General features: G+C 49.3%; 27 protein-coding genes and 1 riboswitch. Of the genes, 13 read left to right on the forward strand and 14 right to left on the reverse strand.

The features are described 5' to 3' along the window. Nucleotides 1-197: 197 nt before the first annotated feature. Nucleotides 198-1,595 carry a dihydrolipoyl dehydrogenase gene (gene lpdA / locus J2Y43_RS08045; protein WP_309992902.1) on the reverse strand — a complete coding sequence of 466 codons (1,398 nt, stop codon included), beginning with the start codon at nt 1,593-1,595 and terminating at the stop codon, nt 198-200. Between the two features lie 261 nt (nt 1,596-1,856). On the opposite strand from lpdA, the gene J2Y43_RS08050 reads away from it, so the two are divergent. The 6 genes from J2Y43_RS08050 to J2Y43_RS08075 all read left to right on the forward strand — a co-directional run bounded on the left by J2Y43_RS08050 (nt 1,857) and on the right by J2Y43_RS08075 (nt 6,463). Continuing rightward, entirely contained in the window at nt 1,857-2,219 is a 363-nt protein-coding gene (locus J2Y43_RS08050) for a four helix bundle protein (RefSeq protein ID WP_309992899.1), read from the forward strand. Between the two features lie 137 nt (nt 2,220-2,356). After that, a protein-coding gene (gene prfB, locus J2Y43_RS08055) for a peptide chain release factor 2 (protein ID WP_291204840.1) occupies nt 2,357-3,431 on the forward strand; the annotation gives its coding sequence in 2 pieces (ribosomal slippage) (nt 2,357-2,416 and nt 2,418-3,431; 1,074 coding nt in all). Between the two features lie 101 nt (nt 3,432-3,532). After that, on the forward strand, nt 3,533-3,811 hold the full coding sequence (locus tag J2Y43_RS08060) for a DUF2281 domain-containing protein (protein ID WP_309992893.1): 279 nt from the start codon (nt 3,533-3,535) through the stop codon (nt 3,809-3,811). A 20-nt stretch (nt 3,812-3,831) separates the two neighbouring features. Then, a complete protein-coding gene (locus J2Y43_RS08065) occupies nt 3,832-4,614 on the forward strand; it encodes an alpha/beta fold hydrolase (protein WP_309992889.1) in 783 nt (260 codons plus the stop codon). Between the two features lie 24 nt (nt 4,615-4,638). Beyond that, complete coding sequence (locus J2Y43_RS08070; protein ID WP_309992886.1) at nt 4,639-5,934, forward strand: MFS transporter; 1,296 nt, start codon at nt 4,639-4,641, stop codon at nt 5,932-5,934. A gap of 94 nt (nt 5,935-6,028) precedes the next feature. Further along, on the forward strand, nt 6,029-6,463 hold the full coding sequence (locus tag J2Y43_RS08075) for a DoxX family protein (RefSeq protein ID WP_309992882.1): 435 nt from the start codon (nt 6,029-6,031) through the stop codon (nt 6,461-6,463). On the opposite strand, the gene J2Y43_RS08080 is transcribed toward J2Y43_RS08075, so the two are convergent. The 5 genes from J2Y43_RS08080 to J2Y43_RS08100 all read right to left on the reverse strand — a co-directional run bounded on the left by J2Y43_RS08080 (nt 6,464) and on the right by J2Y43_RS08100 (nt 11,289). Continuing rightward, nucleotides 6,464-7,339, reverse strand: a complete 876-nt coding sequence (locus J2Y43_RS08080) for an AraC family transcriptional regulator (protein ID WP_090154804.1) — start codon at nt 7,337-7,339, stop codon at nt 6,464-6,466. Nucleotides 7,340-7,488: 149 nt separating this feature from the next. Continuing rightward, nucleotides 7,489-7,812 carry an RNA polymerase subunit sigma-24 gene (locus J2Y43_RS08085; protein ID WP_309992876.1) on the reverse strand — a complete coding sequence of 108 codons (324 nt, stop codon included), beginning with the start codon at nt 7,810-7,812 and terminating at the stop codon, nt 7,489-7,491. Between the two features lie 31 nt (nt 7,813-7,843). After that, a complete protein-coding gene (locus J2Y43_RS08090; protein ID WP_309992874.1) occupies nt 7,844-8,824 on the reverse strand; it encodes a dihydrodipicolinate synthase family protein in 981 nt (326 codons plus the stop codon). A 69-nt stretch (nt 8,825-8,893) separates the two neighbouring features. Further along, the gene (locus J2Y43_RS08095) at nt 8,894-10,477 is read right to left on the reverse strand and encodes a sodium:solute symporter (RefSeq protein ID WP_309992870.1); all 1,584 of its coding nucleotides are present in this window, start codon (nt 10,475-10,477) and stop codon (nt 8,894-8,896) included. Nucleotides 10,478-10,602: 125 nt separating this feature from the next. Further along, the gene (locus tag J2Y43_RS08100; protein ID WP_309992866.1) at nt 10,603-11,289 is read right to left on the reverse strand and encodes a VTT domain-containing protein; all 687 of its coding nucleotides are present in this window, start codon (nt 11,287-11,289) and stop codon (nt 10,603-10,605) included. A 166-nt stretch (nt 11,290-11,455) separates the two neighbouring features. Between J2Y43_RS08100 and J2Y43_RS08105 the strand changes: the two genes are divergently transcribed. The 3 genes from J2Y43_RS08105 (at nt 11,456) to J2Y43_RS08115 (ending at nt 14,508) form a co-directional block, all read left to right on the forward strand. Further along, nucleotides 11,456-12,601 carry a cystathionine gamma-synthase gene (locus tag J2Y43_RS08105; RefSeq protein ID WP_309992863.1) on the forward strand — a complete coding sequence of 382 codons (1,146 nt, stop codon included), beginning with the start codon at nt 11,456-11,458 and terminating at the stop codon, nt 12,599-12,601. A 78-nt stretch (nt 12,602-12,679) separates the two neighbouring features. Continuing rightward, entirely contained in the window at nt 12,680-13,039 is a 360-nt protein-coding gene (locus J2Y43_RS08110) for a DUF3127 domain-containing protein (protein ID WP_106593979.1), read from the forward strand. Between the two features lie 84 nt (nt 13,040-13,123). Next, a riboswitch (Fluoride riboswitch) is annotated at nt 13,124-13,188 on the forward strand. Between the two features lie 30 nt (nt 13,189-13,218). Beyond that, entirely contained in the window at nt 13,219-14,508 is a 1,290-nt protein-coding gene (locus J2Y43_RS08115) for a voltage-gated chloride channel family protein (protein WP_309992859.1), read from the forward strand. Here J2Y43_RS08115 and J2Y43_RS08120 read toward each other — a convergent pair. The 4 genes from J2Y43_RS08120 to J2Y43_RS08135 all read right to left on the reverse strand — a co-directional run bounded on the left by J2Y43_RS08120 (nt 14,477) and on the right by J2Y43_RS08135 (nt 16,377). Beyond that, nucleotides 14,477-15,130 carry a helix-turn-helix domain-containing protein gene (locus J2Y43_RS08120; RefSeq protein WP_223410968.1) on the reverse strand — a complete coding sequence of 218 codons (654 nt, stop codon included), beginning with the start codon at nt 15,128-15,130 and terminating at the stop codon, nt 14,477-14,479. The genes J2Y43_RS08115 and J2Y43_RS08120 overlap by 32 nt on opposite strands. A gap of 188 nt (nt 15,131-15,318) precedes the next feature. Continuing rightward, nucleotides 15,319-15,540, reverse strand: coding sequence for a DUF2795 domain-containing protein (locus J2Y43_RS08125; protein WP_013927448.1), 222 nt, complete (start codon nt 15,538-15,540; stop codon nt 15,319-15,321). A 158-nt stretch (nt 15,541-15,698) separates the two neighbouring features. Then, complete coding sequence (locus tag J2Y43_RS08130; protein WP_309993007.1) at nt 15,699-16,076, reverse strand: transcriptional regulator; 378 nt, start codon at nt 16,074-16,076, stop codon at nt 15,699-15,701. After that, nucleotides 15,994-16,377, reverse strand: a complete 384-nt coding sequence (locus J2Y43_RS08135; RefSeq protein WP_309992841.1) for a type II toxin-antitoxin system HigB family toxin — start codon at nt 16,375-16,377, stop codon at nt 15,994-15,996. Before J2Y43_RS08135 ends, J2Y43_RS08130 begins: the two co-directional genes overlap by 83 nt. Nucleotides 16,378-16,515: 138 nt before the next feature. Here J2Y43_RS08135 and J2Y43_RS08140 point away from each other — a divergent pair, with 138 nt between their 5' ends. From J2Y43_RS08140 to J2Y43_RS08155, 4 genes are all read left to right on the forward strand, one after another. After that, nucleotides 16,516-17,247, forward strand: coding sequence for a copper homeostasis protein CutC (locus tag J2Y43_RS08140; RefSeq protein WP_309992839.1), 732 nt, complete (start codon nt 16,516-16,518; stop codon nt 17,245-17,247). Nucleotides 17,248-17,283: 36 nt separating this feature from the next. After that, on the forward strand, nt 17,284-19,740 hold the full coding sequence (locus J2Y43_RS08145) for a penicillin acylase family protein (protein WP_309992836.1): 2,457 nt from the start codon (nt 17,284-17,286) through the stop codon (nt 19,738-19,740). Nucleotides 19,741-19,749: 9 nt separating this feature from the next. Next, on the forward strand, nt 19,750-20,115 hold the full coding sequence (locus J2Y43_RS08150; RefSeq protein ID WP_309992834.1) for a hypothetical protein: 366 nt from the start codon (nt 19,750-19,752) through the stop codon (nt 20,113-20,115). 97 nt (nt 20,116-20,212) lie between these two features. Further along, the gene (locus J2Y43_RS08155) at nt 20,213-20,836 is read left to right on the forward strand and encodes an OmpH family outer membrane protein (RefSeq protein WP_309992832.1); all 624 of its coding nucleotides are present in this window, start codon (nt 20,213-20,215) and stop codon (nt 20,834-20,836) included. A 78-nt stretch (nt 20,837-20,914) separates the two neighbouring features. On the opposite strand, the gene J2Y43_RS08160 is transcribed toward J2Y43_RS08155, so the two are convergent. From J2Y43_RS08160 to J2Y43_RS08175, 4 genes are all read right to left on the reverse strand, one after another. Further along, on the reverse strand, nt 20,915-21,496 hold the full coding sequence (locus J2Y43_RS08160) for a Uma2 family endonuclease (protein WP_309992829.1): 582 nt from the start codon (nt 21,494-21,496) through the stop codon (nt 20,915-20,917). 123 nt (nt 21,497-21,619) lie between these two features. Then, the gene (locus J2Y43_RS08165; protein ID WP_223410983.1) at nt 21,620-22,372 is read right to left on the reverse strand and encodes a succinate dehydrogenase/fumarate reductase iron-sulfur subunit; all 753 of its coding nucleotides are present in this window, start codon (nt 22,370-22,372) and stop codon (nt 21,620-21,622) included. 77 nt (nt 22,373-22,449) lie between these two features. Beyond that, nucleotides 22,450-24,438: a fumarate reductase/succinate dehydrogenase flavoprotein subunit gene (locus tag J2Y43_RS08170; protein ID WP_309992826.1), complete on the reverse strand. Its 1,989-nt coding sequence runs from the start codon at nt 24,436-24,438 to the stop codon at nt 22,450-22,452. Between the two features lie 49 nt (nt 24,439-24,487). Then, a complete protein-coding gene (locus J2Y43_RS08175; RefSeq protein WP_309992824.1) occupies nt 24,488-25,159 on the reverse strand; it encodes a succinate dehydrogenase cytochrome b subunit in 672 nt (223 codons plus the stop codon). Nucleotides 25,160-25,263: the final 104 nt, after the last annotated feature.

The raw sequence follows: 25,263 nt of genomic DNA on the forward strand, positions 1-25,263 counted from the left end.
GACGCAGGTCTCCCTCCACCTGTTTCAAGCGAATGAATGCTTCCAGATTCTCAGAATATCGCTCGGTTAGTGTATTAGCAGACATAGGAAGTTGAGCAGTAGTTTAGGTAAAAATAAACAATGCCCGAGAAAACTCCCGGGCATTGCCATTATCAATATTCCGACAGCCGAAAGCCGACAGCCAAAGTCTTACAATCTTACAAATCAATCGCTTCGCCGTAAGCCGCCTCAGTTGCGCCTTTCAACGCTTCCGACATGGTTGGGTGCGGGTGTACGGAACGCATGATCTCGTGAGAAGTAGTTTCGAGCTTGCGGGCCACTACTACCTCGGCGATCATTTCAGTTACGTTCGCTCCGATCATATGAGCTCCGAGGAACTCGCCGTATTTCGCGTCGAAGATTACTTTCACGAAACCGTCGGTAACACCAGCTCCTACTGCCTTACCAGACGCTTTGAACGGGAATTTACCTACTTTGATATCGTAACCTGCTTCTTTCGCTTTTTTCTCAGTGAAACCTACCGATGCGATTTCAGGCTGGCAGTAAGTACATCCCGGGATGTTGCCGTAATCCAATGCTTCGGTTTTGTGACCTGCGATTTTCTCCGCGCAGATAATCCCTTCGGCAGTTGCTACGTGTGCCAATGCCTGGCCAGGCGTACAGTCACCGATCGCGTAAAAGCCTGGAACGCTGGTTTCGTACCATTCGTTAACGACGATTTTACCCTTGTCGGTTTTGATACCTGTTTCTTCCAGACCGATGTTTTCAATATTCGCAACGATACCAGCCGCTGAAAGCACTACGTCTACTTCGAAAGTTTTCTCGCCTTCCGGTGTTTTAACCGTCACTTTGCAGCCTTTGCCGCTTGTATCCACTTTCTCAACCGAAGAGTTTACCAAAGTTTCGATACCGATCTTCTTGTATTGCTTCGCGATTTCTTTTGAAATCTCTTCGTCTTCAACCGGAACCAGGTTAGGGAGGAATTCCACTACGGTAACCTTGGTTCCCATTGAGTTATAAACGTACGCAAACTCCATTCCGATCGCGCCTGAACCGATTACCAGCATGGAAGCAGGCTGCTTTTCGAGGCTCATCGCCTTGCGGTATTCAATGATCTTTTGTCCGTCAAGCTTGATGTTCGGCAACTCGCGAGCGCGAGCGCCTGTTGCGATGATCACACCTTTTGAAGCAGTGTAATCTACTTTTTTGCCATCCTTGTCAGTTACTTCAACCGTTTTCTGGCCTTTCACTTTACCGGCACCCATGATGACGTCAATCTTGTTCTTTTTCATCAGGAACGACACCCCTTTGCTCATGGAGTCGGCCACGCCGCGGCTGCGTTTGATCACCGCACCGAAATCAGCCGAAGATTCGCTTACATTAATACCGTAATCTTTTGAATGCTTGATGTACTCGAATACCTGAGCACTTTTCAGCAATGCTTTTGTTGGGATACAACCCCAGTTAAGGCAAATCCCTCCTAAACTTTCTTTTTCAACAATAGCAACTTTAAGTCCTAATTGGGAAGCACGAATGGCTGCGGGATAACCCCCGGGGCCGCTACCAATTACAATCACATCATATGTTTGAGCCATTTTCCGGTATTTTTATTGTACGAAATGGGTTGACAAAATTTTGACGCAAAGGTAACAATTATCGTCAGAAGTTGGTCAGGAATTAGTCGGGTGTGGTCAGATGTTGTCAGGCGGGGTCGGGAATTAGTCAAGTGGGGTTAGAAAATAGTCAGGTGTGGTCAAGTGTAGTCAGGAAGTCATTTGTTGTGAAGCTGATAAGGTTATTACAAGTTGTTACCAAAGGGAGATTCTGGCGTATCAATTTGGTAACAAACGGGCTGCATGATGAAACTGGAAGAACTGCAAGTATACCAGCTGGCAATGGTGATTGGCGACGAAATATGGCGAATAGTAGACGATTGGAGCTATTTTGTGAAAGATGCATTTGGCAAACAACTGATCCGCTCCGCCGATTCTATCGCTGCCAATATTGCCGAAGGCTTTGGAAGATACCATTACAAAGAGAATCTGAACTTCTGCTACTATTCTAGAGGTTCTTTAAGGGAAACGGTAAACTGGCTTACCAAAGCATTAAACAGGAATCTGATTTCTAGGGAAAAATTCACAGAATTGAACCAACTTTGTGAGTTGTTATCCATTAAGCTTAACAACTACATTAAAACAATAGGCAACGGCTTGCGGTGATTCAAGCAGGAAATAGTCACAACAAATGACCACACCTGACAATTCATGACCACTAATGACCACACTTGACTAAACCTGGCAAAGCCGATACCACAACAGCGAACCGTTTATTTTTAAACTTAAATTCAAAAAATTCAATGACTGCAGAGCAATTGAAAGACTTGAAAGCCCGTGTAGAGGCTTTGGGGAGGTATCTTTGACTACGCTAACCGCAAACAACAGCTAGGACAACTCGAACAGCAAACTGTTCAACCCGAATTCTGGAACGACTCTACCCGCGCGGAAAAGGTCATGAAGGAGATCCGGGGTTTGAAATTCTGGACCAACGGTTACGAGGAACTTGCGCGCCTGCGCGACGACCTGGACACGATCTGGGAATTTTATGAAGCCGACGAGGCCACTGAAGAAGAGGTGGACGAAGAAGGCAAAAAACTCGCCGATAAACTGGACGAAATCGAGTTCAGGAAAATGATGGGCGAAGAAGGCGACGAACTGCCTGCCGTGATCGAGATCAATGCAGGAGCGGGTGGTACCGAGTCTCAGGACTGGGCCTCGATGCTCATGCGGATGTACATCATGTGGGCAGAGAAGAATGGCTACAAGGTCCGCCAGGTAGATTTGCAGGACGGCGATGTGGCGGGAGTGAAATCCGTGACGCTCGAAATCGACGGCGAATATGCGTACGGTAACCTGAAATCGGAGAACGGCGTGCACCGCCTTGTCCGCATTTCACCATTCGACTCAAATGCGCGCCGGCATACGTCCTTCACCTCCGTGTATGTGTACCCGCTCGCGGACGACAACATCGAGATCGAGGTGAATATGGCCGACATTACCTGGGATACCTACCGCTCAGGCGGCGCCGGTGGACAGAACGTAAACAAGGTGGAAACCGCGGTACGTTTGCACCACAAGCCATCGGGCATTATCATCGCCTGCCAGCAGGAACGTTCGCAGCTGATGAACAAGGAGGTGGCGATCCGCTTGCTGAAATCGCGTCTCTACCAGATCGAGCTCGAAAAGCGCAACTCGGCCCGCGCCGAAGTGGAAGCTTCGAAGCGCAAAATCGAATGGGGCTCGCAAATCCGCAGCTACGTCCTCGACGACCGCCGCGTAAAAGACCACCGCACCGACTACCAGACTTCCAACACGGAAGCCGTTTTGAATGGTGATATCAACGGGTTCATCAAGGCCTATTTGATGGAAGCGTAAAATAATGAAAGACCTCTCAAACGGGCTGTTTCAATGAGCAGGGCGTTTGGAGGTCTTTTTGTTTTAGCTTAAATTTAATCTTTACATTTAAGCGCTCCATCATGAACGGAATCCGATACATTATCGATTCAGAAGGAAATAAAACGGATGTGGTAATTGATCTCAAAGAGCACGGCCAGATCGTTGAAGATCTTCTTGATTCCCTCCTAGTGAAAGAAAGAAAAAATGAAGAATCGATGTTATTCGAAGACTTCATAAAACAACTGGTTGCCGGAGGGAAAGTTATTGAAAGCTCCACCAAGAAACCGCTGAGATTTGGGATGATGAAAGGCACAATCATAATGTCTGAAGATTTTGATGACCCACTAGACTTCTCCTAAGAACCAGCACATACGAAAATTTGATAGTTCCACTCCCTTTCACCCAGCTGGGCTCCGGCTCGCGCGTTCTCCTCGCATTCCATGGAATAGGGCAAGATGGCTCCTCGTGCTTCGCCCCTGCGATTCAATCCCTCGGCTCACATTACACCATCTACGCATTCGATCTCCCCTTCCACGGCCAACATAGCGACGCCGCATTTGAAGTCATTTCAAAAGCCAATTGGAAAAACAGCATTGCGCATTTCCTCCACCAAAATAATATCACCCGCTTCGATATTACCGGTTTCAGCATCGGTGGCCGCTTCGCGTTGGCTACGCTGGAAGCATTTGCTGAAAATATCGACCATGCATTCCTGATCGCGCCCGATGGCGTATCCGAGCATCCCATGTACGCGCTCGCGACGCGCATTCCGCCTGCGCGATGGATTTACGGCTGGCTCATGCGGCACCCAGGCGTGTTCTTTCCCGGCGTTCGCGTAGCGCGGACATTGAAACTGGCAAGTAAAAGCCTAGTAAGGTTTACTCAGCAGGTTTTAAATACACCCGAAAAAAGACAGACCATTTACCGCTCATGGGTCGCATTCCGTGACTTGCGGTTTGATATTCCGGCGTTAGTGAGGGCGGCTAATGCGAATGGGGTAACGATTTATCTTTTTGCGGGCGTTTATGATAGTCTGCTGAAACCGAAAGCAGTAAAGAAGCTGGCGGAGCTGCTTCCCGAAAACCAATACATTGAACTAAAAAGCGGCCACACGCGCCTGGTAGAGCACGCAGCCGCATGGATTTGCACTTTATTTAAGTAAATTGGGAAAACCTAATCCCGATTTATGGAGCAGACTTTACACAAAGACGATACCGGCTGGCGCCTCAAAGCCATTATCGGCGGTTCCGCAGGTAACCTCGTCGAATGGTACGACTGGTACGCTTACTCCGCATTCTCCCTCTATTTTGCCAATACCTTCTTCCCGGATTCGAACCCGACGGTCCAGCTGATCAATACGGCGGGCATTTTCGCGGTGGGTTTCCTGATGCGGCCGATCGGCGGATTTGTTTTTGGGAAACTGGCGGATAACCGCGGACGCAAAGTGGCGATGACGGTTTCGGTACTGCTCATGTCATTAGGCTCCCTGCTGATCGCATTCCTGCCGGGTTACAACAGCATCGGTATCGCGGCGCCATTACTCCTATTAGTTGCCCGGCTGCTTCAAGGGCTCAGTGTCGGTGGTGAATATGGTACTTCCGCCACATACCTCAGCGAAGTAGCGACCGAAGAAAAACGCGGATTCTTTTCCAGCTTCCAATATGTGACGCTCATCGGCGGGCAGCTCATTGCATTAGGTTTGCAACTCATTTTACAAAATATCTTCCTCACCGACCAGCAAATGCACGACTGGGGCTGGCGTATTCCGTTCGTGATCGGGGCAATGCTCTCGCTGGTAGCGTTGTACCTCCGCGCGCACCTTAATGAAACGGAAGCATTTCAATCCAAAGACCTTAAAGTAAAGAAGGAAGGCTCGCTGAAAGAACTGATGAAACACCCCAGGGCCGTTTTGGTAGTAATAGGCCTCACTTCGGGCGGTACATTGGCCTTTTATACCTACACCACTTACATGCAGAAGTTCCTGGTGAATACCGTCGGCCTTACAAAATACCAGTCGACGATACTGACCTTTTGCTCCCTGTTCATATTTGCCGCATTGCAGCCGGTTTTCGGAGCGTTGAGCGACCGTATCGGCCGCCGGCCCCTATTGATTGCTTTCGGAGTTTTAGGGACAATTTTTACCTATCCCCTCCTCAGCACGCTGAGCCACACGACAGAAATGTGGCCGGCATTCGGGCTACTGATGGCTGCGCTGATTATTGTGAGCGGCTACACCTCCATTAATGCGGTCGTGAAAGCCGAGCTCTTTCCCGTGGAGGTGCGTGCGCTGGGCGTGGGCCTACCCTATTCGATCGCCGTGGCGGTTTTCGGCGGCACGGCAGAGTACCTCGCATTGTGGGCCAAGAATCTCGGGCATGAGGCCTGGTACTACTGGTACGTGACCATCTGCATTTTCATTTCACTGATCGTTTACATTCGGATGAAGGATACCAAACACACTTCCCTGATCGAAAAACATTGATTTTTAGCTGTTAACAGGCTTGGAAAAAAGCCATTTTCTCTTGACATAGTCCATTCAATCCTGTAACTTTCTTGAAACCAAAATTTGAGAAGTTATGAACATGATGGATCGAATCGAGCATTGGGGCGATACACACCATCCGGCCTGGATGGACATAGTTCGTATTGCTTTGGGAGTATTTTTGTTTGCTAAGGGTATCAGTTTCATCAGCGATACCACCAAGTTGTCTCATCTGATTACCGGCCTCGACTTTCACTTGTACACTGTCACGGCCGTTCACTACGTAGCTTTTGCGCACATTTTTGGCGGATTCCTGATCGCAATGGGATGCCTGACCAGAATCGCATCCATCATTCAGATACCGATCCTGCTCACTGCCGTGTTTTTTGTCAATATACGGCTCGGCTTTTCGTACCTCAACTCCGAGCTGTGGCTTTCGATGATTACGCTCATCCTGGTCATAACATTCGCCGTGGTAGGCTCCGGACGTTTCTCAATGGACGAGTGGATGAAGAATCATGATAAATGATCAGACCATTTCGGGTGCGGCTTTGTAAAGATATTTCCGCTTGTATTCCAGGGGAGTCATATCGGTAACCTTCTTGAAATGCCGGTAAAAGTTGGAAACATTGTTGAAGCCGCACTCGAAACAAATCACCTCCGTCGCCATTTTATCTTCAATCAGGAACCGGCAAGCCTGGCTAATCCTGATCTCCACCAGAAAATCGTTATAGGTTTTCTTGGTCATCAGTTTAAAATACCTACAAAAAGAAGTAATGCCCAGGTTGGCGATCGACGCTACATCCTGCAAGGAAATGTCGTTGCGATAGTTGGACAGCGTGTAGGCGTATATTTTGTTCAAACGCAGCGTTTCGGCATCGTTAGACTTGTAGAATGCATGTGCGGAAGCGATCGTTTCATATTCACTTGCCTCCGCCAGGATTTTCAGGATCGATAGCAATGCGATCAGCCGGTCGAGATTTTCAGCATCCACTGCAGAGTGCATCAACCTAATCACCTTCTCCTTCGCTTCACCGTGTATCAGCAGACCTCGTTTAGCACGTTCGTATAACTTGGGGATCTGGTAAGCTTCCGGCAGCAGGAGCAACTCGCTGCCCAGGCAGTTGGGCAAAAAGTGAATGATGACCACCTCCACCGTCGTGTTACTGGCGCCTTCTTCCACCCGCCAGGTATGCGGAAGGTTTTCGCCCAACAGGATAAGCTCCCCGTCGGAAAAATTGCTGATGTTGTCTCCAATGAACCTTACCCCTTTTCCCTTGACCAGATAGTGGAGTTCCAACTCGGGATGGTAATGCCAAACCGTGCCGAAGCCAGAATCTTTGTCATGACGGATGCTGAACGAAGTCCTCGAAGGGATAGGGACCTTATGGAAATGCGGTTTCATTTTAAATCAATGCTGGCAGGGTTTAGGTTGGCTGCCATTGCTCAATTTAAAAGAATTTTTTTTAATAATCCATCCTGTGCAATGGACAAAATGCTAAAAAAATACTATTAAATAGCATAAAACTAATATTATACTCCTAAACGGGCCTGTTAGCTGGCTCGAAATGACTGTATACGATCGAGATACTGCTTGCGTGCAGCGGGATCGCTGTATTTTCGCATCTCCCCAAAAATCTGGTCTTTCAAGCTGCTGAACAGGTAAGACTGGAAGTTACCCTCGCCCCGCAGGTCCAGCCGCTCGTTCCAGATTTTGTTGAAAACGGAGTTGATGACATTCTCCGCCTCTGCTTCGTCTTTCAGGAGAACGGAGCAAAATTTAAATGCAGGGACATGAAAGTACGAACGGAGTTGCGTAAATGCAGCTTCATCGCCCTGGGTTACCCGATCCAAAATTTGCTGGTTAGGAAAAGTCATAGCTCAAAATTTAGGGTTTGATCCGATTGGGTTATTTCAACGGTGCTTCAAGAGTCTTTTTAAACACACTCGAAATCCCGAGCGTGGCTTGTATCCGGTCCACTTCGTCCAACAGCTGGTCGGCACGTTCCTGCAAATCGGCGGTCAGCTCGCCCACGTCGCGGCGCGTGTAGGTCGAGATCGGGAAGCCTCTTTTTTGCAGGCAATATTTCGCAATGATGGGATAAGCCGAATGCACAATATCCATCGACTCGACGAAGAACGCTTGGAGCGTTTTTACGTCTTCCTGTCGCTCCGCATTGTTGTAATTGTTGCAAATCCAGACGATCAGTTCGGGATAAATATTTCCTTGAATGCATGACAGCCCGGCAGCTCCTGCTTTGAGCGATGCTGTCGCATTTACCATGTAGGCATCGTAAAGCCCGAAGCGATAGCCTTCGGCCACTTTGATTCTGCGAATGACTTCTTCGATATCCAGGCAGGTATCTTTATGATAGATAATGCGGTTCGACGGCAGCAGTTCCGCAAGGACTTCACTGCCGATCAACCTCTTGTAGGGAACCGGGCATTCATAAAAACCGAGCGGAACCTCGCTGGTAAGGCTGATCAGTTCCTTTGCCCGTTGGATAAACACTTCGTCCGATTCGTCCTCGCCTGCCAGCAGCCCGGTAATTACAATCACTGCCTGCACACCGGTTTCGTATATACGTTTTACGAATTGCGCTTGCTCCGGAATCGGTCCTCCGAAGGTTCCCGTAGCTACAACCGGCACTCGTCCTGCTGTATGTTCCACCACCGTACGCGTCACTTTCAACCGCTCTTCCACCGATAGCTCGTACATTTCGCTTGAAAGACAGTTGGCAAACAACCCCGCAGCACCCGCTTCGAGGTACAGGTCGGTCAGTGCTTTTAACCCTTCATAATCTACCTCACCGGTTTCCAGGAAAGGCGTAAGCATGACAGGAATGAAGCCTTGCGGCAACGACGCGGCGGAAGACGTTACAGATGACATCGTGTATGGTTTTAAATACTTGTAAGAAAAAATCCCTTTGAAAATCCGGCTCACCTACCGGCCCTGTGGTTACTTGCTATGCAAAAGCACCTCTTTTTCAACCGGTTGTTTACGCCTCAGCCTGGTAAGCAGCACACCGGCCAAAAAGATCGTCAGTGTTCCGACCACCATGATCATATTCTGGTGGAGCGGGTTTCGCAAATAGGAATAGGTGTCAGGAAGCTGGGACGAGAAAGTCATCCAGACAATCACTACGATCCCGATAATGGTGGCTGTAAGCGCCTCGGTGTTCCGGGTACTTTTCGAAATCATACCGAGCAGGAACAACCCGAGCATTCCGCCCGCAAAAATCCCCGAAAGCATCCACCAAACGTCCAGCACACTTTTCACGCCGATCATCGCAATGCCCGTAATCATCCCCAGCAAACCGAATACGGTTGTAGCGATGTAAAGCAGGCGCAACGATTGCTGCGGTGTGAGGTCTGATTTGATATATTTTTGATAAATATCGACAGAGAAAACCGTCGCCGAGGCATTCATACCCGAGCTGATCGTGCTCATTGCCGCCGACATGATTGCTGCGATAATCAACCCAAGCAAGCCTACCGGTACCTTATTCACCATGAAATGCGGCATCACTTTGTCGCCATAATCGGCGGGCGTGAGCGTAGCTGCCAGGCTTGTGATCGCGTCCGAAGTTCCACCAGGCAGTTTTTCGGCGGCTACCTGCATCTTGATGGTTTGCAGTAGCTCCGGATTTCCCTGGTAGTAGGCAAAAAGACACGTTCCTAACAAAAAGAATATCAGCGACACAGGCACGTACAGGTACACGCACAGCCATACCGAACCGGCAGCCTCTTTGGCCGAAGACGTGGTATGGTACCGCTGCACATAGTTCTGGTCCATCCCGAAATTGTTCAGGTTCATGAAAAACCCGTATAGTAATATCACCCAGAACGAGGCCGTGGTAAAGTCCGGTGCCAGCGTACCCAGGCTGAATTTGTCATTAGCCTTTCCTATTTCAATAATGCTTGGCATCCCGCCGGAAACCCCTGACACGACCAGGTAAAGTATCACCAATGCGCCAATCGTCTTGATCACGCCCTGCACCACCTCTGTCCAGATCACCGCCTCCATTCCGCCCATTACCGTGTACAAAACAATGCAAATCCCCACGACAACCATGATAGTCGACATCGGATAGCCCGTCAGCGCCTGCAAACTCAATGCAATTCCGAAGAAAATCGAACCCATGCGGGCGAGCTGTGTGAGCAGGAAGCAAGCCACGGCATAAGTCCGCGCCCAAGACCCGAAACGATGTTCGAGGTGAGTATAGGCCGATACTTCGCCGGTACTTCTGTAAAAAGGGATAAAAAACTTCGTGGCAACCCAGGCCGCCAACGGCATCGACAAGCTGAAAACAAAGGAACTCCAGTTGCTTCCGAATGCCTTACCCGGTACGCCGAGGAAAGTATTGCTGCTCAAAAAAGTCGCATAAATGGAAATACCGATCGCCCAGCCGGGGATGCGCCCCGATGCTTTGGTAAACTGCTCGGCATTGGTATTTTTCCTTGAAAAGTAAATCCCCACGGCAACCATTCCTGCCAGATAGGCAATCACAATAATGAGATCAATGAAAGGTAAGGATTTCATTCTACTTTTCGGGTATTTATAACTTTACCACAAAGAAACAGGATGAAGCTGATGATTTTGTAGCGTTTTGTAGCGTATTATTGTACGATATTATCAAAGAAGTCTCTCCGATACTAAAAACCATCCTAGGATTCTACTGTACCCCTGTCTTTGAAGAAATATCCGATACCCACAGTAGATATCACAATGAGGGCTATCAGCACGAGTTTGGTAGCCAATCCTTCATTCGGATGTTCGAGCAAATAGCGGATATCCTGTGCTTCCTTACCGGCCCATACGGCCAATACGGTCCGGGGGATCATGCCCAAAGTTCCTCCTGTGAGTACTTGTTTGAAACGCGCACCGGCCATCGCAAAAAACAGGTTGGTAATCGCGAACGGCAGTACGGGAGATAGTTTTGCAAAAAAGATCAGCCTTAACTCATTTTTATAAAACCGGCGTAGCAGCGTGTCAACCTGCGGGTAAACCTGAATAAGGTAACTTCTCACAGAAGCCGCATGCAGAAAATGCGCGGATACATATATGATGGCTATCGCGCCGATATTCAATACGAAAAGCATAGGGAGTGATGCCCAGCCGAGGAAGTAGCCGTACACCAATGCCAGAAATGTAGGAGGGGTTAGCGCCGCGGACGAAGCCAGCGTGAGCAGGACCGTCACCCCCAGCCACCATTCAACAGGCAGTTCGCGGAGGATTTTCTCATGATTGATAGCCCAAGCCGTTATGATAGAGGTCGTCACCAATGGTACGATCGTCATTAATATGCTTACGACGACCGGAAGTGAGAATCTTTTTGGTGTAGACGTTTCCAAGGCTAATCCGCTTTACTTTTTCTAATTGAATAACCAGTTGTTTTGACAAAAGGTTTTTGTGAACTTGCTTTTCTGCATTATTATTTTGACGCCACGAAGGCACGAATGAGCACGAATAAATCTTAGTGATAATTCGTGCCTTCGTGGCAACCATAACCACTAAAAAATGAAATTCGCAACCAAAGCCATACACGCCGGCGTCGAGCCGGACCCGAGTACCGGTGCCATCATGACGCCGATTTACCAGACCTCCACCTACGTCCAGGAAAGCCCAGGCAAGCACAAAGGTTACGAATATGCCCGCAGCAGCAACCCCACGCGCACCGCATTGCAAAAGGCATTGGCTGCCCTCGAAAACGGCAGTCACGGCATTTGCTACGCCTCCGGCCTGTCAGCCACGGACGCCGTTTTGAAATTGTTCAAACCCGGCGACGAAATCATCGCGCCCAGTGACATTTATGGTGGCACCTACCGCCTGATGAAACGCATTTTCGAACCGTTGGGAATCGTTTTCAAGTTTGTGGATATTGAGGAAGTGGGGCAAATCGATCGGCTACTGTCAAAAAACACGAAGCTCGTGTGGCTGGAAACGCCCACCAATCCGTTGCTGAAAATCATCGATATCGAGCAAATCACCCGCATTTGCAAAGAACGAAATGTGCTGACCTGTGTAGATAACACCTTCGCGTCACCTTACCTGCAAAACCCGCTGGACCTAGGTGCGGATATCGTCATGCATTCGGTCACGAAATACCTCGGCGGGCATTCCGACACGGTAATGGGCGCATTGGTCACGAGCAATGACGAACTGGCCAGTCAATTGAAATTCATCCAGAATGCCAGCGGCGCCGTACCGGGCCCTCAGGATTGCTTTCTGGTATTGAGGGGAATCAAAACACTACATATAAGAATGCAGCGCCATTGCGAGAATGCCGGGCAAGTGGCGGTATGGCTCGCCGCTCATCCCAAAGTCGGGAAGGTGTATTACCCAGGGTTGCCCGATCACCCTGGCCATGCACTGGCCGGAAGACAAATGCGCGGCTTCGGCGGCGTGGTGTCCTTCGAATTAAAAGACGATAGTTACGAAAAAGCCGTGCGCACCATGGAACGAATGGAGATTTTTGCATTGGGAGAATCTCTGGGTGGTGTGGAATCGCTTTGTACGCATCCCGCGAGCATGTCGCACGGGGGCATGCCGCGCGAGGAGCGATTGAAAATAGGCCTGAAAGACACATTGATACGCCTCAGTGTAGGCATCGAGGATGTAGAAGATCTTATCGCCGACCTCGACCAGGCGATCGGTACGGATTAGCAAACAGCGTTGCAATCGACGGTCAAAAACCTTACTTTTGGAACCATTTTTGAAACGACACTAAAAAACATATTATCAATGGAAGTATCAGGAACAGTCATTTCATTGCTGCCGGAAGTTACCGGCCAGGGAAAAAACGGAATGTGGCGCAAGCAGGAGTTCATCCTTGAAATACCTTCTCAATACCCTAAAAAAGTATGTATTTCACTTTGGGGCGACAAAATTGACCAGGCCAACCTGCAAGTGAACGACTCGGTAACCGCTTCTATCGATGTGGAAAGCCGTGAGTACAACTCCCGCTGGTACACTGAGGTGCGCGCATGGAAAGTTGAGAAAGCAGGAGCAAGCGGCGGTAACGCCGGTTACAATGCAGGCGGCGCACCACTGCCTCCGGTAACCACTTTCACCGAAGACGAATCGGACGATCTGCCATTCTGATCCTCGGAAATCAAGCTATTTGCCAATCGCCAGTGCCTTCCGGTACTGGCGATTTATTTTTACAAAAAAGGATTTTTGCTACTTTTGCAAAAAGGAAATGGTGTCTTCCTATTTAACCGCCCTAAAAAGCTGATGGCGCCTGGTATAACGAAAAATGCTCATTATCACCAGGTATTGTTATGTCCGTTTCAAAACCATCAGATAACTCCAACACATTTCCGGGCCGGCTTTCCGACATTAACAAGCGATTCCCTTCTACATTGTACATTGCAAAATGGCTGGTTATTTGTTCCATAACAGGCGCATTGATCGGCTCTGCTTCTGCCTTTTTTCTCGTTTCGCTCGATTGGGCTACCCAAATACGTGAAGCGAACGACTGGCTTATCTGGCTGCTACCCGTAGCCGGCTTCGCGATCGGTTTGCTTTACCACTATTTCGGCAGGGAAGTCGAGCGGGGGAATAACCTGCTGATCGAGACGATCCATGATCCCAAAGAATTCATCCGTTTCAGGATGGCCCCTTTTGTGTTGCTTGGGACGGTTACCACGCATTTGTTTGGCGGATCGGCCGGCCGCGAAGGAACCGCATTACAAATGGCGGGGGCAATCGGTGAGCAATTCAGTAAATTATGCAAACTGAATGCGTATGACCGCAAAATCCTGCTCATTTCGGCCATTAGCGCCGGTTTCGGGTCGGTTTTCGGCACCCCGCTGGCCGGAGCGATATTTGGTTTGGAGGTGTTTTTGATAGGAAGATTAAAATATGACGCTATTTTTCCCGCCTTTGCTTCCGCTATCATTGCAAGCCTCGTCACCGATCTGTGGCAGGTAAAACACACGCATTACCACATTCCCGTCATTCCTGAAATGTCTTTTGCCAGCATTATCTACGCCATTCTTGCGGGAATAGCATTCGGCATTGTAGCGGCGGCTTTCAGCAAAACCATTCATTTTTGCACCCAACAATTCAAACAACACATCTCTTTTCCGCCGCTCAGACCTGTTGTGGGCGGATTAGTCGTTTCCGCAGGCGTGTGGCTCATCGGAACACGTTACATCGGTTTGGGAATTCCGGTGATCGTGGAATCATTTACCTTGCAACTGCCTCCGTATGATTTTGCATTAAAAATCATTTTCACCATCATCACTCTCAGCGCGGGATTCAAGGGAGGCGAAGTGACGCCGCTGTTCTTCATCGGCGCTACGCTGGGCAATGCATTGTCGTACTTCATCCCCCTGCCGATGGGATTACTTGCGGGAATGGGCTTTGTGGCCGTTTTCGCAGGCGCTACCAACACACCGCTAGCTTGCATTTTAATGGGAATCGAACTTTTCGGCAGCGAATGCGGCATTTTCGTAGCCATAGCCTGTGTGGTATCCTATCTTCTTTCAGGACACACGAGCATTTACCGCTCTCAGGTTATGACGGAGCCTAAGATTAATTCGACTGATAAGCCATCGACATCGTAAACTTGTCGATCATTTCGTGCGGATGCACTTCCAGTATCCTCGCCAGCACCATAACCACCAATGTGTTGGAAGCAATTTTGCGGGGAATGCCCGCCACTGTCGCGAAGAGGTCCACCGTCACCGATTCCTTTTCGTCGAGCAGTTTCATCAGTTTTTCCTCCTTTTCCCCATATTGGAAACTGACGTCGCGCTCGCCGCGGCCCCGGCGCATGATTTCCTTCATTTCGCGGCTGGCCTGGATGGATTTGTCCTCCACGCGGATGTACGCCTGCCGTGCGCCGGTGTCGTCCACCACGTAATGCGGCTTGTCCACGCTCCGCGGGATCGTCAGCACGAGCACATCGCGGTCGGGCGTGATGGCCACGCGCTCTTTTTTGAAACTGATTTTGGGGAAAATGTACTTGTCGATGGCGCGGGAGAGCGTGTATTCGTCCTCATCTGCATCTTTAAGGCCCTTGATGGCCTTGTCGTCACCCACTCCGACCAGCAGCTTACCGCCACCCGAATTTGCGAAAGCAACTACTTCGCGGACTATCTTTTCGGGGTGATTGGATTTCAATTTGAATTCCAGATGTTCCCCCTCACCTTTCTTAACAAGCTCTTTCAACAATCGAAGCTCCATCGGGTTGGAATGGATAAATTATGAGTTATGACTAAATCACTTTCGGTAACTTACCTCGTCCTCCTCATTTGTTAACGCTAACAATTTACATTCCTTTTGTCAGATTTAAAAAATAATGGGAGTCGAGTTACGTAAAAAAGCGGACCATATTTCATAAAAAAACGGCACCGATAGAGTGCCGTTTGCATTTAGTATTCGTCTTCGTTGAAAAAGAAATCGTCTTTCGTGGGATAGTCGGGCCAAATCTCTTCAATGCTTTCATAAGGCTGCCCATCATCTTCAAGCTCCTGAAGGTTTTCAACTACTTCTAACGGAGCGCCTGTTCTGATTGCAAAGTCAATTAGCTCGTCTTTGGTAGCTGGCCAGGGAGCATCTTCAAGGTACGATGCGAGTTCGAGAGTCCAGTACATAATATTTTCGCCTATTAATGGTTACTTTACTTTTCTGCAAAAGTAAAAAATTTGCTATCTTTTAAAAGCTTAAAGCAAAAAAAAAGAAAAATAATTGCCGGGTTACAAATTTTATTTTCCACCAGTATTTAATTTATTGAATATCAGCATATTAAAACTCACACTGCAAGTAAAGTTTCCGCTGAAATCCCCAAACCCTTGTGAATCTTACGGATCATTTCGAGTGTTAATGGCCGCTTTCTGTTAAGTACTTCCGACACTCTGCTGGCGCTGCCGAAATAATCGATCATGTCCTTCCGCTTCAATCCTTGCTCCTCCATCTTGATCTTGATCGCTTCAAGGGGATCAGGAGCCTCGATCGGATAGTGCTTGGACTCATAATTTTCTACCAGTATAGACACTAGTTCGAGCACTTCCTCTTCCGGGCTGTTATCTGCACAATCAACCAACTCGTCAATTGTCTCCAAGTATTCCCTGTAAGTCGCTTCCGACCGGATCGGTCGCAACTCGCTTTTGATTTGTTCTAACGTCTTCATAACCTTCATATATTCCTGTATCAGTAATCCGATCATAGTCCTTGTGTGTGCCGATAAAACGAATATAGACCCGCTGCATCTGATACTTGAACAGGGCTATCAGCCGGTAACGATTTCTACAGATGTTGAATACGATCCTGTTGTTACCAACCGTGTCAGCCCTGGGGTTGTCCCCAATAACTTCATTTGCAGTTTGGTAGTCTGCATTCCTGATCTTCTCGTGCCAGTATTTAAGCTCTTGTTCTGCGTCCGGATATCTCTCCCAAAAGTCGCGAAGGGTTCCACGGGTAATAATCCTCATAAGCTAAAAATAATTCCCATTTTGGTAAATACTATACAAGATTGGTAATTTTCCAATGATTTGCAAAGTTTGTAACCCCCACATTTCCCCTCTCCCTGAAAAACCCTTAATTTCCCTCACCATTACAAATACCATATTATGACTATTGAAATTTGCGCTTACTCGCTGGAATCGTGCATCAATGCGCAGGCCGGCGGGGCGGGCAGGATTGAACTATGCGGCGGGCTCGGGGAAGGCGGTACTACGCCCAGCGCCGGACTTATCGAAATCGTAAGGAAAAACATTGACATTCAGCTATATGTGATGATCAGGCCGCGCGGCGGGGATTTCGTCTATGATTTTTTTGAAGAAGAAATCATGCGGAAAGACATTGATCTCGCTAAAAAACTGGGGGCTAACGGCGTCGTTTTGGGCGTTCTTACACCGGACGGCAATGTGGACGTGGCACGAACAAAGGCCCTCGTCGATTACGCAGCACCACTAAAAGTAACCTTCCATCGCGCATTTGACCTCACGCCCGATCCGATGAAAGCGCTGAAAGATATTATCGCGACCGGAGCCGAGCGTATTCTTACTTCCGGTCAGAAACCTTCGGCCATTCAGGCAACGGAATTGCTCGGTAAGCTCGCAAGAGAAGCCGATGGAAAAATTGAAATCATGGCAGGTGGCGGCGTAAACCACAACAACGCAGCCGAACTGAAAGCCGCCGGGGTGCATGCATTACATTTGACCGCCAAAAAATTCCGTCCTGCACGTCAGAAGTTCTTCCCGGAGGGCATTTCAATGGCCGGGGAAATTCCGGATGAAAAATCGGTCATGTATTCGGATCTCGAACTGATCGAGGCCATGGTGCAGGCCGTTTCGGAATAATGTCTTTTTCAAATAAAAGCACTCAACATCCTCCATATGAAGTTCGTAAAGGCAATCCTGTTTATCGCAATCACTGCCGGGCTCGTGTATGTGCTGGACAAGCCGTGGGCACCCGCACCTGCATTGGGGCCCTTCCTGAGCCCTTTTTGCGGGTTATGGCAGAACAGTGAGGAGGTTATTGACCCCAAAACGCGCGTAACCCTGCAACTCGACAGCCTGCGCGATGAGGTGACGATCCGCTTCGACGACTCCGGCGTGCCGCACATTTTTGCCAAAAACGACTTCGACCTTTTTTACGCGCAGGGCTACATTACCGCCAAGGACCGACTATGGCAAATGGATTTGCAAACCCGAGCCGCCGCAGGCCGGCTTTCTGAAATACTCGGCCCGGCAACACTCACGCTCGATCAGCAAAGTCGTCGCCTGGGCATGGGTTACGGCGCGGAGGCTAACCTGAAAGTGGCCATGACCGATCCCCGGTCGAGAGAGGCATTGCTCGGATACACGGCGGGTGTCAATGCATTTATCCGGCAACTGGCCCCAAAGGACTATCCTATCGAATTTAAACTATTAGGATATAAACCGGAGCCCTGGAAGCCGATTAACACCATGTACATGCTCGAACAGATGACGCTCACGCTCGCGGGGCGCTCGAACGAGCTGGCTATGACCAATGCATTGAAAAAGTACGGCCGGGAAACCATCGCACAGCTTTTCCCCGACTACCCGATGTTGCAGGAAAGCCCGATTATCCCCTCCGGCACCGCCTGGGACTTCCCTAAACTTCCCATTCCAAAGGCCGTTCCGCCGATGGTACCGGGCGACAGCAACTTGGTGTCCTCAAAATCTCTGACCACATTACCCCCGAGGGCGCCCAAAGAAGAAGGAATCGGCAGTAACAACTGGGCGGTAGGGGCCGAAAAATCCATTACCGGCTATCCGATCCTCGCCAACGACCCGCACCTCGAACTGTCGCTGCCGTCGATCTGGTATCAGGTGCAGTTGCATTCGCCGGATATGAGCGTGTACGGCGTGTCTCTGCCGGGCATTCCGAGTGTGATCATTGGTTTCAACGAGCGCGTCGCATGGGGCGTTACCAACGTGGATGCGGATGTTTTCGATTTGTATAAAATCAAATTCAAAAATGAATACCGGAATTTCTATTGGCATGATAACCAATGGAAACCCACGCATAAGCGCGAGGAGATTATCCATGTCAAAGGCCAGTTGAAGCCTTACCGGGAGCAGATCATTTACACCCATCACGGACCGGTGACCGACTCTGACGGCACTTTCGGAGAATTGCCTAACCTGGCCATCAAATGGATCGGCCATGAGCCGGGCAACAGCTTTATTACCTTTTATGAGCTCAACAAGGCCAAAACCTATGACGACTACCGCAAGGCTTTGACCAACTATGTGGGCCCTGCACAAAACTTCGTTTTTGCCGACAATGAGAAGAACATCGCCATCACCGTGAACGGGAAAATACCTTTGAAATATAAGGAACAAGGCAAATTCCTGCTGGACGGCTCCTCGCCTGCCGACGACTGGCACGGCTGGATTCCGGCCGAACAAAACCCGTTTGTGAAAAATCCGCCAAGGGGTTTTGTAAGCAGTGCCAACCAGTCGTCTGCCGATACTACTTATCCTTATTATATCAACTGGAGTTTTGCACCTTCCGAGCGTGGTATCCGCATTAACGAGCGGCTGCAAGCGATGACCAACGCCAACGCCGACAGCCTCCGGATGCTGCAAAACGACAATTTCAGCGTGTTAGCACGTACATTACTGCCCAGGTTGTTAAGCATTCTCGAAACCCGCCCCTTAACACCGAAACAAAAAGCGGCCCATATCCTGCTCTCGAACTGGAATTACCAAAACTCGCCCGAGTCCATCGCGGCGTCGATCTTCGAAACCTGGTTCCCGTTGCTGGGCCAGGCCATTTGGAACGACGATTTCGCCTCACCCGAAGCTCCAATGGAATATCCCTCCCGTGACCGGACGTTGTACCTGATTTTGAAGCAGCCGAACGAAAAATGGTTCGATAATGTGAATACTCCCGAAAAAGAGACGTTACCCGACGTAGTTTACCAGAGTTTCAACGCCTCGCTTGACACGCTCACCAAGCGAAAAGGCGCTATGAGCCCCGAATGGCAATGGTCGAAGGTGAAAGACGCTGAAATAAGGCATTTGAGCCGCAGTATCAAGCCATTCAATGCCCCACCGCTGGTGACGGGCGGTGGCAGCAGCATTGTGAATGCGATGACGAAGCGTAAAGGGCCCTCGTGGAGGATGGTAGTCGAGCTCGGGCCAACGCCACGTGCTTACGGCATTTATCCGGGGGGACAATCGGGCAATCCGGGAAGCCCCTATTATCTCAATCTGTTGAAAAAATGGGAGAAGGGGGAGCTCAACGAGCTGATTTTCCTCACATCGCCGGATCAGAAAGTGCCACACCTCGCGTCGAGTCTTGTATTGCAAAAACGTTAACCCGGATTTATGAACTTCTTCATCATAGCCATTCTGTCGGCCATTCTCCAAATATTCGCCCCGTGGTGGGTGATCGCCATCGTTCCGTTCGTGATTCTTTTCTGGCGGCCCGCCGGCTCACCGGGTACCTTCTGGACGGGCTTCGGCGGCATTGCCGTGCCCTGGCTGCTCTACGGGTATTACCAGCATTTCATTTCCGACGGAGCCTTGTCCGATCGCGTAGCGAAGATATTCATGCTGCCGAACGGCATTCTGTTATTGCTCGTTACGGGACTCATTGGTGGTCTTGTTGGCGGATTTTCTGGTCTTGCCGGGTATTGGGTCCGGCAGCTCTTTCGCAGGCATCCGGCGCCGCTGTCAGGCCCTGGCGCCTGAAAGTTTCGTCCTGGACTCGCCATCGCCACTTATTCATTGTACTTAAACACAAATCATTATCTTTGCGGCTCGTTCAAAAACAATAAACCTTAAAAACGTGAACAACAATACTTCATTGATCTGGAACGTCGTCCTTTCGCTTGCTGTGGCGGTGTTATTCTTCCTTCATTTTTCAAGCAAATCGTCAGACGCCGGTGCAGCCGCAGATGGTGCAGTAGTGGAAGGCCGCCGCACTGTTTACGTTCAGGTGGATTCACTTCTGAAAAACTACGATTTCTTCAAGGATACCAGAAAAGAGCTTGAAAACAAGAATTTCCAGCTTGAAAACGAGCTGACTACCAAAGGACGCTCTTTGCAAAATGAAGTCGCTTTCTTCCAGCAACGCGCAGCAACCATGACTCCCGAGCAAGCCCGCTCCACAGAAGCGCAGCTCATGAAAAAGCAGCAGGACCTCGTAGCCTACCGCGATCAGTCGGCGCAAGCGCTGGGCCAGGAAGAGGCTAAAAAGAATGAAGAACTCTACAAAAACATCCGTTCTTACATCGACAAATACAACAAGGAAAACGGCTATGAGTACGTTCTCGGCTACTCTTTGGGCGGCGGTATCCTATTCGCAAACCCGTCACTGGACGTAACCCAGAAGATCATCGACGGTTTGAACAAAGAATATAAAAACTCAGGCAAAGCAGCTGCTCCGGCTGATACTACCAAGAAGAAGTAGTAGTTCCTGAATTGAAATAAAAGAGCGAAGCAGACGGTCGGATGATCGTCTGCTTCGCTCTTTTTGGTATAAACAAGTCTATATTTTTAATTCACTCAAATCAAAATCAAAACCTGTAAGTACTTCTTCTCCTGATAGTTTCTTATCAAAACCTCGGAAAATCTTTACGTCTTCATTTGGTCGATAAACATATGTCGTTTCTCTCTCCGGATCAATCAGCCAGGCGAGTTTGCATCCATTAGCCATCCATTCTATCTGCATTTTTTTTTGAATGGTTTTCAGATCGTCATTCTCCGAAAGCAGTTCTATCACAAAATCGGGGCATATAGGAGGGAATTTCTTTTTTTCAGCCCCTGTCAAAAGCTCCCACCGCTCAGCCGAAACCCAGGCAACGTCAGGCGACCTAACTGAGGTATTGGGTAATCGGAAAGCCGTGGAAGAATCAAAAACGAATCCCAACTTAGTGGAACGATGCCAATACATCAAACAGTAGTTGATGATCGAATTCAGTATTCCCGTAGTTCCGCCAGTATTTGACATAATATAGATCGTTCCCTCGCTATCCCTCTCTATTTTGAGTTGATCATTCTCCCGACAAAACTCGTAGAATTCATCATCGTCAAGACGCAGAGGCTTGTATCTCAATTCTATCGTATCCATGTTGTTGTTTCCTTACCTATTGCAATATAAACATTTTGAAACACTAACAGATTCAAGGCCACCCCTCAAAAACAAAAACAGGGCAGCCGATCCCGACTACCCTGCATTTGCATTTAATCTATTTTAAACCGCCGAAGAAGAGAACTTCGCGCCGATGTACTCGCGGTTCATGCGGGCGATGTTTTCGAGGCTGATTTCCTTAGGGCATTCTGCTGAGCAGGCACCGGTGTTAGTGCAGGCTCCGAAGCCTTCTGCGTCCATTTGAGCGACCATTTTCTCCGCGCGGATGCTGCGTTCTGCCTGTCCTTGCGGCAACAATGCCAGCTGGGAGATTTTGGCAGATACGAAAAGCATCGCAGAAGCATTTTTACAAGCTGCCACGCAAGCGCCGCAACCGATACAAGCTGCCGCAGCAAATGCGTCGTCCGCTGCTTCTTTCGCGATCGGCAGTGAGTTGGCATCCTGCGCATTACCCGTGTTCACAGAAATAAAACCACCGGCAGAGATCACGCGGTCGAATGCGTCGCGGTCTACCACGAGGTCTTTGATCACCGGGAATGCCTGTGCTCTCCAAGGCTCTACCACGATGGTATCACCGTCTTTGAACGAACGCATGTGCAGCTGGCAGGTAGTTACCCCGCGCAGAGGCCCGTGCGGACGGCCATTGATATACATCGAACACATCCCGCAAATACCTTCGCGACAGTCGTGGTCGAATGCAACAGGTTCCTTTCCTTCTTCGATGAGCTGCTCATTGAGGACATCGAACATTTCAAGAAATGACATATCAGGGGAAACGTTGTCCAGCTTGTAGTCTTCGAAACCTCCCGCTGCGTCTGTATTGCTTTGTCTCCACACTTTCAGAGACAACCTCATATTTCCTTCCATACCTATATTCTTTATTTCTGATACAACTTTTTAGCGTGGCATAAATCCGTGCCACCGGAGGTTTCTTATTTGTAGCTGCGTTGAGCGATTTTGATGTTTTCGTAAACGAGTTCCTCTTTGTGAAGCTCCCATTGCTCGGGTCCTTTGTGTTCCCAGGCCGATACATACATATAATTTTCGTCGTCGCGCAATGCTTCGCCTTCTTCGGTCTGGTATTCTTCCCGGAAGTGGCCACCGCATGATTCGTTACGGTCCAAAGCGTCGATACACATCAGCTCACCGAGTTCGATGAAGTCCGCAACGCGGTTCGCCTTGTCGAGTTCGGGGTTGAAGTAGTTGGCAGTGCCCATTACTTTCACGTCCGACCAGAAATCTTTTCTCAACTGACGAATTTCCTGGATCGCTTCTTTCAAACCTTCCGCATTACGTGCCATACCACATTTTTCCCACATGATCTTGCCCAAACGGCGGTGGAAAAGCTCGGGAGAAGTTTTACCCTGAATGCGCAGCAATGTGTCGATACGCTCTTTCACCTCTGCTTCCGCTTTCACGAATGCTTCGTGGTCGGTGGAGATTTTTCCGGTACGGATTTCGCTCGCCAGGTAAGCGCCGATGGTGTAAGGGATCACGAAATATCCGTCGGCCAAGCCCTGCATCAATGCCGAAGCACCGAGGCGGTTGGCACCGTGGTCGGAGAAGTTGGCCTCTCCCAGTGAGTACAAGCCGGGTACGGTGGTCATCAGGTTGTAGTCAACCCAAAGGCCGCCCATCGTGTAGTGCACCGCAGGATAGATACGCATAGGCACTTCGTACGGATCTTCACCCGTGATTTGCTTATACATATCGAAGAGGTTACCATATTTTTCTTTCACAACGGCTTTACCCCACGTGATAATGTCGGCATCGGAGGCATTGTGAATGTTGTTCTTGTTGGCTTCCGCACGTCCGTAACGCTCCACCGCCGCAGCGAAATCGAGGTAAACGGCCAGTTTGGAAGTTCCTACACCGTAGCCGGCATCGCAACGCTCCTTCGCCGCACGCGACGCGATGTCACGCGGTACGAGGTTACCGAATGCAGGGTAACGGCGTTCGAGGTAGTAATCGCGCTCGTCCTCGGGAATTGCATTACCCGGGCGGTTGTCGTCTTTTTTCTTAGGGACCCAGATACGACCGTCGTTACGCAGCGACTCCGACATCAGCGTCAGTTTCGACTGGTGCTCGCCCGAAACCGGGATACAAGTCGGGTGAATTTGGGTAAAGCAAGGGTTACCAAAGAATGCACCACGTTTGTGGGCCTTCCATGCTGCGGTTACGTTGCTACCCATTGCATTGGTAGAAAGGTAGAAAACGTTACCGTAACCACCTGTGCAAAGCAATACCGCATGGCCACCGTGTCTTTCGATCTCGCCTGTGATCAGGTTACGGGCGATGATCCCGCGGCATTTGCCGTCGATGTTCACGACGTCGAGCATTTCGTGGCGATTGTACATTTTAACCGTACCCATACCTACCTGGCGCTGCAAACCGGAGTATGCTCCCAGCAACAGCTGCTGGCCCGTTTGGCCGGCTGCGTAGAATGTACGCTGTACCTGCGTTCCACCGAACGAACGGTTGGATAGCAAACCGCCGTACTCACGTGCGAAAGGCACACCTGCCGCTACGCATTGGTCGATAATGTTACCCGAAACTTCGGCCAGGCGGTGTACGTTCGCTTCACGCGCACGGTAGTCACCTCCTTTGATGGTATCATAAAAAAGACGGTAAACCGAGTCACCGTCATTCTGGTAGTTTTTTGCTGCGTTAATCCCTCCTTGTGCTGCAATCGAGTGCGCACGGCGTGGGGAATCCTGAAAACAGAAAGCTTTCACTTTATAACCGAGCTCGGCGAGCGTAGCTGCGGCAGAAGCACCGGCAAGTCCTGTCCCTACAACGATAATTTCGAGATTACGTTTGTTGGCGGGGTTGACAAGCGGAACCGACGAGCGGTATTTGCTCCATTTACTTTCGAGTGGTCCTTGTGGTATTCTGGCATCCAGACGAGATGACGTTGCCATATATCAAATATTATTTAATCGAAAATTTAGAAATAAGACGCTATCGGGATTACTTCACCCAGCCGAGGTAGATCGAGATCGGCATTAATGCAAAGAGGATCGGCACGATGATCGAGAATGCAGTCCCCACGAAGGAAATCGCACCGTTGTATTTCACGTGGTTGAGGCCCAGCGACTGGAATGCACTTTTGAAACCGTGGAGCAAATGCCAGAAGAGCGAAATGCAGCCTAGCACGTAAATCAGTACCACAACCGGGTTCTGGAAAGTTTCGAGCATCATCTGGTAGAGGTTTAGTTCTTCGCCGGTTGCAAACTGGTTGGAACGATTGGGAATCCAGAAATGCGAGGTGTGAATTACAAGGAAAATCAGAAGCAATGTTCCGAGCAAACCCATGCTGCGCGAATACCACGTGCTGTTCGCTGCTGCATTGTTGACAGCATATTTCACCGGACGGGCGTCGCGGTTACTTTTCCAGAGCATCAAACCATCAATGATATGGATCAGAAAACCCGCCACCAGGCCTATTTCAAGCGTACGTATAATTGGGTTAGTACCCATGAAATGCCCCCAGTGGGAGAAAGTCTCGCCGCCATCATTGTAGAAAATCATGGCGTTGATAGTGGCATGAATGACCAGAAAGCTAATCAAAAAAAGTCCGGTAAGAGCCATCAGAAGTTTTTTACCGATAGAGCTCGTTAACGTTTGTGAAAACCACGACATAATCAAAAACGAATGGTTTTAGTGCAAAAAAATGAGGTATATTTAGAACCTTTCAAAGGTATATCACAAACGTTAGCGAGACAAAGAATCCCTTCCATTTTTGC

The organism is Dyadobacter sp. BE31 (genome assembly GCF_031457695.1).
Lineage (GTDB): Bacteria > Bacteroidota > Bacteroidia > Cytophagales > Spirosomataceae > Dyadobacter.